The organism is Bifidobacterium commune (genome assembly GCF_900094885.1).
Lineage (GTDB): Bacteria > Actinomycetota > Actinomycetes > Actinomycetales > Bifidobacteriaceae > Bifidobacterium > Bifidobacterium commune.
Genome location: NZ_FMBL01000001.1, coordinates 716,706 through 730,140 on the forward strand (window position 1 = coordinate 716,706; position 13,435 = coordinate 730,140).

11 protein-coding genes and 1 tRNA gene are annotated in these 13,435 nt (G+C 55.0%); 1 reads left to right on the forward strand and 11 read right to left on the reverse strand.

What is annotated here, in order from left to right; all coding sequences use genetic code 11:
* Positions 1–107 precede the first annotated feature (107 nt).
* Complete coding sequence (dcm, locus tag GA0061077_RS02860; protein ID WP_183193109.1) at positions 108–1,460, reverse strand: DNA (cytosine-5-)-methyltransferase; 1,353 nt, start codon at positions 1,458–1,460, stop codon at positions 108–110.
* 309 nt (positions 1,461–1,769) lie between these two features.
* Positions 1,770–2,114, reverse strand: a complete 345-nt coding sequence (locus tag GA0061077_RS07230; RefSeq protein ID WP_091847383.1) for a Sir2 family NAD-dependent protein deacetylase — start codon at positions 2,112–2,114, stop codon at positions 1,770–1,772.
* A 57-nt stretch (positions 2,115–2,171) separates the two neighbouring features.
* On the opposite strand from GA0061077_RS07230, the gene GA0061077_RS02870 reads away from it, so the two are divergent.
* A complete protein-coding gene (locus tag GA0061077_RS02870) occupies positions 2,172–2,660 on the forward strand; it encodes a MerR family transcriptional regulator (protein WP_200754437.1) in 489 nt (162 codons plus the stop codon).
* 19 nt (positions 2,661–2,679) lie between these two features.
* Here GA0061077_RS02870 and GA0061077_RS02875 read toward each other — a convergent pair whose 3' ends face one another.
* The 9 genes from GA0061077_RS02875 to GA0061077_RS02925 all read right to left on the reverse strand — a co-directional run bounded on the left by GA0061077_RS02875 (position 2,680) and on the right by GA0061077_RS02925 (position 13,434).
* Positions 2,680–4,683 (reverse strand): P-loop NTPase fold protein, encoded by a 2,004-nt coding sequence (locus GA0061077_RS02875; RefSeq protein ID WP_143249588.1) that lies wholly within the window; start codon positions 4,681–4,683, stop codon positions 2,680–2,682.
* Between the two features lie 257 nt (positions 4,684–4,940).
* Positions 4,941–5,213, reverse strand: a complete 273-nt coding sequence (locus GA0061077_RS06725) for a hypothetical protein (protein ID WP_143249589.1) — start codon at positions 5,211–5,213, stop codon at positions 4,941–4,943.
* A gap of 269 nt (positions 5,214–5,482) precedes the next feature.
* Complete coding sequence (locus GA0061077_RS02885) at positions 5,483–5,773, reverse strand: hypothetical protein (protein ID WP_091847387.1); 291 nt, start codon at positions 5,771–5,773, stop codon at positions 5,483–5,485.
* Positions 5,774–5,834: 61 nt separating this feature from the next.
* Positions 5,835–6,287 carry a hypothetical protein gene (locus GA0061077_RS02890; RefSeq protein ID WP_143249590.1) on the reverse strand — a complete coding sequence of 151 codons (453 nt, stop codon included), beginning with the start codon at positions 6,285–6,287 and terminating at the stop codon, positions 5,835–5,837.
* Positions 6,288–7,443: 1,156 nt separating this feature from the next.
* Positions 7,444–7,517 (reverse strand) — tRNA-Pro (locus GA0061077_RS02905).
* Positions 7,518–7,691: 174 nt separating this feature from the next.
* Entirely contained in the window at positions 7,692–8,345 is a 654-nt protein-coding gene (locus GA0061077_RS02910; RefSeq protein WP_091847391.1) for an NUDIX hydrolase, read from the reverse strand.
* 122 nt (positions 8,346–8,467) lie between these two features.
* Positions 8,468–9,346, reverse strand: a complete 879-nt coding sequence (locus tag GA0061077_RS02915) for a Nif3-like dinuclear metal center hexameric protein (protein WP_091847625.1) — start codon at positions 9,344–9,346, stop codon at positions 8,468–8,470.
* Between the two features lie 130 nt (positions 9,347–9,476).
* Positions 9,477–12,551, reverse strand: coding sequence for a DNA polymerase I (polA, locus tag GA0061077_RS02920; protein ID WP_091847626.1), 3,075 nt, complete (start codon positions 12,549–12,551; stop codon positions 9,477–9,479).
* A gap of 118 nt (positions 12,552–12,669) precedes the next feature.
* Positions 12,670–13,434, reverse strand: a complete 765-nt coding sequence (locus tag GA0061077_RS02925; protein WP_375773969.1) for an ANTAR domain-containing response regulator — start codon at positions 13,432–13,434, stop codon at positions 12,670–12,672.
* Between the last annotated feature and the right edge of the window lies 1 nt (position 13,435).

Genomic DNA, 13,435 nt, shown 5'->3' on the forward strand with positions numbered 1-13,435 from the left:
GCACCGAACGATATCGGAACATATTCAACACAGAAAACAGCCCTTCACCATCTTCTGGCATCTGTATCTTGTCCAGAAGAATCCTGATTTCAAGCGGCTTCTTGAAGTCAGTCCTGACTGGCCCCTTCGATGGCGCGCCTGCGGGCCTTGCTGATGGCCCTGGCCTCCACGCCCGCATCCTTGGAGTCATGGCCAGTGTCATCCTGTTGCATGACCTGGAGGATGTGAGGGCGCATGATGCGGGCGACCTCGGCCACGGCGGGCACGACGACGCTGTTGCCAAACTGCCGGTAGGCCTGCGTGTCGGAGACGGGGATGCGGAAGTCGTCGGGGTAGCCCATCAGGCGGGCGCACTCGCGCGGGGTGAGACGGCGGGGCCGCTCCCCCTCCTGCTTGACGAGGATCTCGGAGCCGTCCTTGTAGTAGCGGGCCGACAGGGTACGAGAGACCATGTCCGGGGTCACCAGCCCGTAGCCGAACCCGTGACCTAGAGCCTCGTGCTTCTTCTTGTAGTCCTGCAGGTACTGCCACAGGCGCGGAGTGAGCGTGTACTTGTCCTGAACCTTTTTATGTTCGAAGTCAAAGAACCGGTCGCCGTCCCATGGCAGGGACGGCTCGCTACCGTCGGTTTTGTGCAGGATGTCGGAGAGGACCGGCTTGCGGTCAGGGAACTTCAGGTCGTCCCAGGTGAAGCCGGTCCCAGAGCGGAAGCCGGCGATGTAGATGCGCTCACGGTGCTGCGGGACGAAATGCCGGCCGTCGATGACCTTCCAGTGGACCTCATAGCCCAGCTCGTCCCTGAGGGTGTCGAGGATGACCTTGAAGGTGCGGCCCCTGTCGTGGCTGGTCAGGTTCTTCACGTTCTCCAACAGGAACGCGGCAGGCCGTTTGGCGGCGATGATGCGCGCCACGTCGAAGAACAGGGTCCCCTGGGTCTTGTCACGGAAGCCCGTCTCCCGGCCCAGGCTGCGCTTCTTCGACACCCCCGCCACACTGAACGGCTGACACGGGAAGCCGGCCAGCACCACGTCGCAGTCCGGGATGTCATTGGCGTCGACCTTGGTGATGTCGCCCGTCATCTGTTCCTCGAACCCGTAGTTGGTCCGGTAGGTGCGCGTCGAGAACTCGTTCCACTCCGAGGAGAACACCGCGTGCCCGCCCGCCGACGCGAACCCGCGCCGGATACCACCGATGCCCGCGAACAGGTCCACCGTGTGGAAGTCGCCCCCGGTCTCCTCGGTGGTGCCGTGGTACAGCTCCTGCAGCGCGGGGATGTAGGCCGCCTTGCACGGCACCGTGCCCAGCTCCCAGCGCTCCACCGTCGAGGTCGACACCCCCATCGACTCCGCCAGCTGCCGCCGCGTCATCGACTCCCGCAGCCGGGAAATCAGTCCCGCCGCGTCGTCGACGCCGCCCGGTTCGGCCCCATCATTCACATCCAATGCCAATTCATCACACATGGGGAAGAACGTACCCCATAATGATGACAAATATTCCCTATTTGGCATGTTTCACTCAGCATCGCTATCGTAAAGTTCAAGTTCCGTCGAGAAGTGCAACATCCCGTCCGCTCTCTAACTTCAACAAGCAATCCCATCGGGCAATCATGACCGATACATGGCATCGAGTCTGGTGAACACGTCGTCGGCCCTGCCACGTATTCCGAGCAGGCCGGCGTGGTTTGAGGTCGACGCACACCATTGGGGTGCCGTGTGGTGGTGTGGGGATGGTCTGGGTGCCGATGACGACGAGCAGGTCGCAGCCGGCGATCAGACGCCGGCCCGCGGCGACCTGTTCGGGGTAGGTGGCGAGCCTACGGGTGACGAAGTCGGGGACCACGATCCCGCCGCAGGAGCTGCGATGGTGTTGCCGGTGCCGGTGTCGCGGTCCCAGTCGCAGGCGCGCCCGCAGGCGGCGCAGTGGTTGAGGCGCATGTCACCCCAGTACTCGCACACGTGCCGGCTGCCGGCCTGTTGGCGCAGGCGGTCAATGTTCATGGTCGCCACCCCGTCCAGCCGTCCCTCCCGTTCCAGGCGGGCGAGGAACCGGTGGGCGGCGTCCGGCCGGACACGCGGTCTGAGGAACCTCGACTCCCCCATATACTGTTCCTTCATGCGTTCCTTTCCGCTGGACGCGTCCGCACTGGCAGGCACCACGCTAGGCTATGAACCATGGTTCAACGCAAAACGACGACACGCCCGCAACAACCAAGACTGGAGGAGGCTGACACGGACACCATGCGCATCAGCGACGTCTCCCGGCTCACCGGACTGCCCGTCCCCACGCTAAGGTACTACGAACGGCGCGGCATCCTCGACCCGCACCGCGACCCAGAAGGCCACCGATCCTACACCCGCCACGACCTCGAATGGATCACGTTCGTGCAACGCCTGCTCAGCACCGGCATGCCCCTGCGCACCATCGAACGATACTCCCGCCTGCGCGCCCAAGGCGACGCCACCATCCCCGAACACCTCTCCATGCTTCACCAGCAGGACCGGCTGCTCGCCGAACGTATCAAAGAAGCCCAGGAGCAGCGCGAATTCCTCGCCAAGAAGATCAACACCTACAACGGTAGGCTCAAAGAAACCAAAACTGAAAACACCACAGACCAGGCTATGGTCAACAAACAAACTTCACAGGCCGCGCATATCCGTTAAACGCGGTTGCACTCCAACCTCACTCATCACGTTCTCGTATAAGCCGGTCGAGCACATGTGTATCATACGGCCGGGTATCATAATCAAACTCAAGCGCAGCCCCACCCTGTAGCAGGTACTTTCCATTCTGTTTTGTGGGTTCAATCCGATACGCCTTCCAGAATGCCCGGTATTCCGAAGGATCGAGTTTCTCTATGGATTCCACTTTAGACTGAAAATCGGGATGTTGCGTAGGATTGATGGGCCCATCCAACCAGAACCGGAAACCCAATTGGACAATGAGGGCTTCAGCATCATATGGGCGGCTGCCATAGTCCTTGTGTTGCACGATTCTTTTGGCGACTGCATCAAAATATCGACTGACTCCACACTCATTGATCGCTGATGTAGTCAAAGCCAGGCCACCGTCAATTGACGATATTGTTCCGTAAAGATTCAGGCAGGAACGATAGCAATACATTCGTTCTGCCGGACTGACCGTGATGCCAATTTTTCGTTCGGCTTCGTCGAATATGGACTCGAACGCCTGCATACACGCGGCATCCATTTCCTGGATTTGCTTGAAATCGGAATCCGTGAACCGCTTGGTCATCTGTTTCAGCCTTTTGTCAAAGATGAGTTTCACGAGCCGATTCGGCACATGCCGCACCTCCGAATGCATGACGGATATCGCGTTGGTTTCCATACGGCTCTGGACGGCGAAGTATTCATCATCTCCCATCCTGTCCACATAATCGAGGAACTCCTCATAGTCCGCGGAATGGGTGAGATCATCAGTGTCGAACATCTTGGTGAGTATCTGCTCGTCGTCGATGGCCTCTCTAAGTTGCAGTAAAGCGTGCTTGTTGGCGAGCTCGTTGATGAAGTATGCCGAAGAATTGCTGCTGAAGTCGGTGGGGTTCGTGTTTCTGGGCTGGAATATGAAGTCCATGTATTGTTCGACTAATGGCTTCGCCGTTTCCTCCTTGGCCTCGTTCGAATCGGTGTCCTTCATGTTCTTGAACACCCCGGCTGTTACCGGATCGGTGGCATTCGAATCTTTCTTGGGCAGCCAATGGTCATAGTACAGCTTCTCGTACTCACTCGGATGGAACAAATACAGGTAGATAACGAAAAGTTCCTGGTCGTGCTGGACCCTGTCTTTCTTGTCTTGTCCGATGAACTCGGCTTCCACATAGGCAAGGAATCTGTTCGCGTCCCGGGCCGTACGATGCTCGTACACGAACATGGTCTCCACCGATGACAGGTCGACGTCCTTCCCCAGCAATTCGGCGACCGCCTCGCGGATTCTCTGGGCGACGTTTCCGGACTGCAATGGAAGGGGAAGCATGATTTTCTGGTCGATGATCTTGCCCAGATAATTGTCTTTGAGGGATTTGAGATTCCATTGGTCACCGACAAATATGATTGCGGTACGACCATGGACGGCATTGAAGAGCGTATAGAGTTCTTTCTGAAGGCCTTCGCCCAAACGATCGAAATCGTCGATGACCAATACTTTTGGTCTCCGTAGACTCGTCAGCGATCGGATCGAGACCGTAAGCAGGAAGCGGTCAGTGTCGAACCACCTGCTATTCAAGAATCCGTGCAAGGTCGTCAGAACCACGGATATGACCGTGACCGGCAAGGTGAACGGGTTCAGTCTTTTCAATACGGGGACGCTACCCTGCAGAGCCAAAAGGATAGCTCCGATGACCGCGAAGACAAGGAGAACCAGACCCGTTCCGTAAATGATTTTCGCGAACCTGGGGAAAATCGCGGAGAACAGGTTCTGAGCCAAAGTGTTCCTGTTCGTCGGCTTCCACAATGCAAGATCGATGAATCTGTAGTTTTTCATTGCATTGGTCTTTTTGACCTTCTCCAGATATTCGGTTTTGCCACTACCCCAACTGCCTTGGAGAAAAAAGGTCCTGTGTCCACCGGCTATACGTTTTGCGAAAGCCTCCGCCTGCCCTGACGTATCGATGTCGCTTATGCACAAAGATTCCGGCTCTACCGCAACTTTTTTGCTACCCCGCATCATGTCCCAGCCCCTAGAAACAGCAACAAAAACCGACCGCTAACAACCTATCTATAAGACTAGCAGCAAAGGAGCGATGCTAATCAACAGAAAATAAATGGAAGAAAACCAATTCACGGATCCAACGGGACGCTGCTTTAAAGCGGTAAACCATATTACGCCAGTCGTTAGCTGGTATAACAGTATCAGTAAAACATCATCAATCGCAAAGACCACGACCGCGGACACGTTTCTACAACGATTTGCCTAAATCTCTTGCATCAATTATTCACCCCTGTCGCATACCGATAGGTGATGACGTAGCCGAGAGCTTGCATGAGCAGGCCGATGATGAGATAGGCCTGGTTCCATGTGCGCCAGTCGGTGATATGGGTGGGCTGGTCGGCGGCGGCGAATGTGGTCAAGTCCCGGTAGAGGGTGAAGTCCCAGCCTCCGGTTTCCGGGTCGCTTTCTCTGTTGCGTCTATGTCCTGTTCGTTGGCCATGAACGAGCGGACCTCGTCGATGCGCCCGGCGCGCTGCTCCCCCAGCCAAGCATGGCCTCTTCGGGAACGGGTTCGTCCTCACGCTCCCAAGCGAGCACCCTGCTCGCATCCACGCCCAACCGGTCCGCTAGGCTTCGACGGGCAGTCCCAGTGAGAATCGGTAGACTTCTACGGTCATGTCGGTTCCTGTATCGGTATCGGTATTGGGGTTGTCGTTCATCATTGTCGCTCCTTTTGTGATGTTGGCTCCAGCATATCCGGAAATGGTGTATGCCGTCTGACATTCGCGCCCCTGTGGTCGAATGTTCCCGCTGGTTGTCACGCTCTCAATATTCTTCTTCCGGCTTTCCTGGTCTGTGCGCTGCGGGACGCGGAAGCTGCTGCGGGGACATCCATACCGGTGTTCGTTCGCGTAGTGGTTTTCGCCATGGCTCGTTCCTTCCTGCGCTCGGCGTTGTAGGCGTGCATCCTTGCACTTTGCCGTTGCCGGCATTCCGGGGCGTCACGGTACCGTTGGCGGTGCTGGGCGTTGTAACGGTCCTTCTGCTCGCGGGTCTTGGGGTGCTCGATGTGCTGTTGTGTACCATCTCGCGCCTGTGTTGCCGGCATTGGAGGTCGGTGGCGAACCGTTCGCGGGCACGTGCGTTGCGCCGGTCCCTCTGCTCGCGGATCAGGGGGGGTGTTCGGCTCGGTAACGTCCGGCGTATTCCCGCTTCTTCTCGCGCATGCGTTCCAGACGTTCGGGGTCGGCTTCCGGTTTTTGTTTCCGTTTCACGTAGGCGGCGCGGCGTTTGCGGGCGTTCCGTTTGTCCTGTTGCCTGGCTTTCTCGCGCTGTTCCGGGGTCGGGCCCTGTTTCCTCAACGCGCGTTGCTCCCGCTTTTTTGGCGCGTTGTTCGTGGTGGGCTTGGTAGCAGGCGCGGCGAGCGACCCGTATGCGTTCCCGGTACTCGGGGTCTTCAGCGTTGCGCCGCCGGTCGCGTTCGCGTATGTGTTCGCGGTGGTTGTCGCGCCATCTTCCGGCCTGCTCCCGACACTGTCGCCGTTGTTCCTCGGTGGGTGGCGGTTTGCGTCCGGTATGGCCCAGCTGTCGTTGCCATCTAATCCATTCTTTCGAGTCGGCAATCCACCGACTATAGCTTTCCGGCGCGTCCAGGTGTTGTCGCGAGCCATCAGCGGGCGGCGGGCAACGGCACGTAAGCCATGGCGTTTACGGACGCGGTTTCATCCTCGACTGGCTGCCCGATTCGACGTTCCGTAGTGTCTTGCTTTGTGAGTTTTCTTTTATTGTCTGCGGCCGACCAGATGACGGTCGTCTCGCGTGGTCCGGTGCCAAGGATGCGGACGAATCGGGTTTTGGTGACGCCGCATTTCGCTTCCAGTTCCTGTGCAAGTTGTCGTGCGTTGTGATTGGTCGCGCCATTGGCCGAGCCTGTCCGCTATGGCTCGTAGCCATTCGCGTTTGGCTTTCAGTCGGCGAGTTCGGCGTCTACGGCCTCGTCAACCAGCCGGTGCATTTTTTGCTTCTCTCAGATGGTTTCGGCATTCCCCCCCCTGTTTGTTCGGAATAGGACCCTACCATGAAACAGGAAAAGAAGACGCCTGCGGACGGACAAGAAAGTACACGAGCTAGAAGGAACACAGGATTCATCGGCCGTTCAAAGCCGGAACAACACGACAGGGATTCGAAGGAATACGGTAATCCGTCCGAACCACAGCGAAAAGGAAGCAAGACTGGCATATGGGATTCCTCTATGGATACGGGGTTCCCGTTTGCGGGGTGGTTTTGTCATAGCAAGCCAATATAAGACGAACATGGGCACCTCATATTGGGCAAGCTCAAAAGCGATAATCGCGAATGTGGCCGTACCGGCATTCCTCGTGAGACAACTTCATAACGAAATGAACGGGTGCGAACAAAGCGATTTCGCATTCAGGGCATCCCGAGGGGTCCAATCAACGTCCATAATTGGCGATACCGGACATGGAGGAAAGCGCTCAACTTTGCCGGAATGGAGGATGAAGGCATCACCATTCATTCCCTACGTCATTCATACGCTTCGATTGCCATAGCCCATGGCGCCGATATGAAAACATTACAGAAAAAAACTGGGCCATGCTAGCGCCACCATAACCCTCGACCGATACAGAGCACGGCTCAATGAAGTCGCAGGCACGGCGGGACGACGCGAAAAGCAAGGCAATTGTGTTCAATCGTTCATGAAAGAAAAATCCCCAGATTCCCAACGAACCAAATCGTTGAAAATCCGAGATCTATGAGTCGGGATGACAGGATTTGAACCTGCGACATCCTGCTCCCAAAGCAGGCGCGCTACCAAACTGCGCTACATCCCGATGTCATGCGCATGAGCACATAACGTAGAAATTGTATCGATCATCTTGGACAAGACACCACATACGATGACGGTATACGGTCGGCCGCAAAGACGCCTCCGCTGCCGACACCATACATCAATGCACAGCGACAACGGCACAACAGCCCGATAACGAAAAAGTTCACGGATCTATTTATTTTGAATCCAGGCCCTCGCGCAATCGACGTATCTGCTCATGCTGTATGGCAATGGTTGCATCAGCAGCTCGAATGCCTACATGAGTCAACTCGTCCCATGTCACCCACGCGGATTGCACATGCTCATCTTCGTCAAAATGCCTTGGCCCATCGACCCAATCGGCAAGATGAATCACGTAAATATGCAACACCTCATCGGTCATGCCTGCTGAGGAATAGAAATCACCAACCGACTCGATGCGAGCAGAGGCACTATCGCTAGGACGAACCCCGGTCTCCTCTTCCAATTCGCGTAAGGCTGCGGCCTCCGGATTTTCGCCTTCTTCCATGAGACCTGCCGGCAGCCCGTATGCGAATGCGTTGGGCCCGACACGGTACTCACGCACCAGCAGATAACGGTCGCGGACCTCATCATGGACCAGCATTACGACGGCCGGAGAATGAACGATGATCTGCCGATGGACCGTCACTTCCCCACCGTCGGTGTCGGCGAGCGCAACCTTTCGATCATCAATATGGAAAATAACCCCACGATATACAGTTTCACTGGACATCACTGTTACCGGCGCTTCCATATCCACGCCATCGTTCGAATTCTGCAACCGGGCATTCACTTGTTCCCGAATTGCCACTTCCCGCGTTGTACTCATTTTGCTTCACACCTTCCTTATCAAAACCTGCATCAATGCATTAAGACCCGAATACCAGCTCCTCAATACGCACACCAACAAACACTCCACGAAGCATCTGACGACTACGGAAACATACTCAATCACGCATGCTCCGGAGCACCACGACCCACAACCAACTGCCACGGGTCAGTGACGATGCCCACCCTATGCGTTTCAGGGCGATAAGCAGTATCGCACTCGACCGCGTCAGCAACGTCTTCAAGCGCATATCTGAACCACATTGACTCGATGGCAGAATGCGGTGTATTGATTAACGCAGGTCTCACGGTCGTTCCATTGAGCCGAGCCTCGTGCAACGCCTGTTGCAGCGCATCCGTGGCCGGATGATGGCGCAAATCGCTGGTGACATAGGCATCGGCACCACTGGCGCGAACCGCATCGAATTCCGAATCACCGGAACCGGGCAACACTGCGACACGACGAACCTGCGCATCAAGGTCCCCGGCCACTTGAATGCCATATTCGGTTTTCGGGACTTGTTCAGCCACCCTCTGGGCGAATGCACGCAGTGTCATCGGCTCTTGTAAAACACCTACCCGGCCCAATCCAATGGCATGCCCATCGCGCTCACCCGTCATTTCGAGCGGCGTTTGGTGTTGCAAACCGAAAGCGTCTGCGGCAGCTTGGGCCACACCTCGATAAGCAACATCGGCATTGGTGTGCCCGACCCAAAGTGCGCAATGGGTACGGTACAGTTTGCCAACAATGGCGCCACGCTCCCCGAAGCCGGACACCTCATGCACTGAACGGAAGAACAGCGGATGGTGGCACACCAGCAAATCCGCACCCATATCGATGGCTTTATCAACTACAGCCATGGTTGGGTCAACGGCAAAAACAATCTTCGCGACGGTGTCGTTCGGATCACCGACAATCAGCCCCGGATGATCCCAATCCTCAGCAAATTCAAGCGGGTAGAGCCGCTCGAGTGCTTCGACAATCTGCGCAAGCCTCGGAATCTGTTGGTCTGACATGTTTCTCCTCTTCTTTATCGCTTCAACCGTAACGACTATTATCCGTCAACTTCGCACGCCATTGCGATTCGCCAATTGCAAATGCTGCACGCAAACAACGCCCGAACCGTCAACGTCAGTGAGCCGCCGCTTGCCAGTCTGAACCGACACCAATGGAAACATCCAGAGGCACCGCCAAATCAACAGCATGCTCCATGGCGTTGCGCACCAGTTCGCTGGCCTGTTCGCTTTCACCTGGTGCAACTTCCAACACCAGTTCATCGTGAATCTGAAGAATGATACGGCTTTTGAGTTTGGCTTCCTTCAGCGCTTGGTCCGCACGTATCATGGCGATTTTCATGATATCCGCGGCAGAGCCTTGAATAGGAGCGTTCAGTGCAGCACGCTCAGCGGCATCACGAACCTGTCGACGCGAGGAACGAAGTCCGGGGAAATAACGGCGCCGCCCGAACATGGTCTCCGTATAGCCCTTTTCGCGCGCAGTCGTCACCAACGATTCGAGGTAGTCATGCACCTTACCGAAGGTCGCGAAATACTTGTCTTTGAGCACATCAGCCTCTGCAGGACTGATCTTAAGCTGCTGCGAGAGCCCAAACGTACTCAAGCCATAAGCCAGCCCGTAGCTCATCGCCTTAACGTGGCTGCGCTGATCGGAAGTAATATCATCAACCGGAATATCGTAGACTAGACTGGCCACGTACCGATGAAAATCAGTACCTGACTTGAAGGCCTCGATCAGCGATTCATCGCCTGACAAATCAGCCATAAGACGTAGCTCGACCTGCGAATAATCGCAACTGAGCAATGACTGATAGCTCTCACCTGGCACGAAAGCCGAACGTATCTCACGTCCTGCTGCATTCCTGTTAGGAATGTTCTGCAGATTCGGATCGACGGAACTGAGACGACCAGTGGCCGCAACAGTCTGCTCAAAAGTGGTATGAATCCTTCCATCTTTGTGGTTGATGGACTCAAGTAGCGTCTGCACAATTTGTTTGAGCTTGTTTGTTTCACGATGTCGGAGTACCGCCCCGAGAAAATCGCTCGCCCTCTCATCCTGGGCATACTTGACATACAAATCTTGCAGGGTGGCTGCATTCGTCGTATACGAGCCGGTTTTGGTTCGTCTCGAAGGCATGAGCCCCATCTCATCGAACAACACAGTCTGCAGCTGCTTCGGGCTTTGCAGGTTAAGATCATGCCCGGCAGTCGAAATCGCAATCTGCTGTGCTTGTGCGGCTTCGGCGGAGAATCCGTCAAGCAAATCATGCAACCGCCTCAAATCCACTTTAGCACCAGCTTCTTCGATACCGTATAGACTCCAAGAAACAGGCAATTCAATAGAACGCAACAAGCCGTATTGCTTGCGCTGGTCGATTTCTTTCTTGAGCAAATCAGCCAGCGAGCGCACGAGCGCCGCCCTCTTGACTGCGATTTCCCGGACCTCTTCGGAGGCCCCATAATCTTCCTTCAGGATTTGCCCGTCACCAAAGTCAAGTTCACCTTGCGCCTTTCTGGGTTTGGCTTCAGGAATTTCCACTTTTAAGAAATGTGATGCGGCTTTTTCCAGCATCTCGGCATGGAAATCAGGCTCCACCAGATAACCGGCGAGTTTCGTGTCGAACAAAGGAGCGGGCAAGTCGAGACCAGCCGAAGAGAGTATATGCAAATGCTCCTTGTATCCATGCACAATCATCGAAGTATGGAAGGTGTCAAACAGTCTCTGAAAAATATCATGAATCCGGTCATCGATATTTTCAGCGTTAATCACTGCTGCCTCATAGTCCGCCATAACGGCAACCGCTTCAAGATGGGCATCCCCCGGCTTTGAAACACCCAACGCATAAAGCACCCAGGAATGCTCAACAGCAGCGGTGCAGCTTAATTCACAAGCTACCGGTCCACGCACTTCGCCAGCCTTTGCAGGCGTCGGATCGTTATTCTCTGTCGTTGATTGGTTTCGAGCGTTGTCGGTCTTTTCGGTCTCGCTCGGCTTTTGTGTATTATCGGACTTATGCTCACCATCTCCCGACCGGGCTTTGATGTCCATAATTGCGGCTGACTGACCATTGGAAGGCCCAAAAGCGTCAGAACCAAAATAAGGATCAGACTCGGCCTCTGTGAAAACTGATGTGATGTGTTTGTCAAGCCAATCCTCAAGTTCATCCGCATCGCTGATATGAATTGGATGAGGATCACTGATCGTCAATTCATTGGCGTCAATCGACGCTTCAAAAGATGAATCCATGTCATCGGGAATAACTCCGCCGTTAAACGACTTGACCAAACGTACCTTGGACCGGTCGCTGAACTCGAGCTTGGAGAAAGTCTTGTTCACCTCGGACATATCCATGCCGCCGAGGACAAAATCATCGATGGAGGCACCCAAATCGACGTCTCTAAGAACTTTATTGACGCGTCTGTTGAGCTTGACCTGGTCGATGTTGTCACGCAATGCCTGACCTTTTTTGCCCGGCAACTCGTCAGCATGCTCGATAATGCCTTCAAGCCCACCGTATTGATTGATCCATTTGGCCGCATATCCATCACCGACGCCCGGCACCCCGGGGATATTGTCCGCGGTTTCACCGCGCATGGCGGCAAGGTCCGGATACTGCTGCGGGGTAACATGATATTTCTCCACGATCGACTCAGGAGTCATATGCTTCAAATCCTTGAAATGGTGCCCTGGATACAGCACAGTAGTATCGTCATCGATCAGTTGGAAGGCGTCACGATCACCGGAAAGCACAAGCGTCTTATATCCCGCTTTTTTGCCCATCGTGGCCATGGTGCCGATGATGTCATCCCCCTCATAGCCCTTCTTCTCAATGTATTTGACACCCAACGCCTTCAGCAGCTTTTGTATAACCGGCAGCTGACTCAACAGATCTTCAGGTGCGGCATCCCTGGTCCCCTTGTATTGAGGCAGCATTTCGTTGCGGAACGTGCCGCCTGCCATATCAAAGGCAACGGCAAGATGCCCCGGCTTCTCATTGTCCAAAACCTGGGCGAGCATCGTCGCAAAACCCCAAACAGCATTGGTCGGCTCACCGGTCGACGTGGTGAAGTTTTCCGCAGGCAGCGCGTAGAAAGCACGAAACGCTAACGAATGGCCGTCTACGACAAGCAGAGTGCCTTCAGATTTCGCCTCACTCGCGTTTTGGTGTTCGTTGATATTCTTGTCCATCATCGCCGCCATTCCTGAATCGATTGCCATGTTCGTGTTTTGTCTCTGTCTCTACTATACAAATGTCGCCTGCCGATTCCCATACGAATCGACAGGCGACATAATCAACAAGTGTTGCTCAGTTCTGGCCTGATTCAGACTTAGCATCACCATATTTGGCAATAATAGCCATTGCCAGACGCTTCTTAGGAATACGCTGGTCCATCGAAGTCTTTTGAATCCAGCGAAACGCGCCTTGCTCAGAAAAGTCCGCCTTGTCCATCAACAGACCCTTTGCACGGTCGACGAGCTTACGCTCTTCGAGAGTTTCTTCGGCCTTCTTAAGCTTCTCCTCTGCTTCTTTAAGCTGGGATTCCGCTTTCTTCAGTTTACCTTCGTTCTGCTCCACCGTATCAAGCAGGTCATTGATTTCGGCGAAACGACCCATAGCCACTTCCAACGCCGGCAGCAATTTGGATTCTTCGTAAGGCTTGGTGACATATGCCATAGCACCAGCACCGGTTGCCTGCTTTACCAAGTCGGATTGAGAGTATGCAGTCAGCATCACCACAGGCGCGATGTTCTCGTCACAAATGGTCCCTGCGGCAGTGATGCCATCCATGCGAGGCATCTTGACGTCCATGCACACCACATCAGGACGCTCTTTACGAGTCAGCTCAACGGCTTCCTCACCATTTGCCGCTTCGCCAACGACCTTGTAACCATTGTCTTCAAGCATGGCAACAAGATCCATACGATTGACGGATTCGTCTTCCGCCACGACGACAGTGCGCTGGCGCGGTTCAGCATCTTCAATCTTTTCTGCTTTTTCCCCGTTTGCGGTGGGCTCAACAAAATCGTTTGCCGCCGCTTTCAGCTCTTCATCGGTTAAAACCTGATCCATT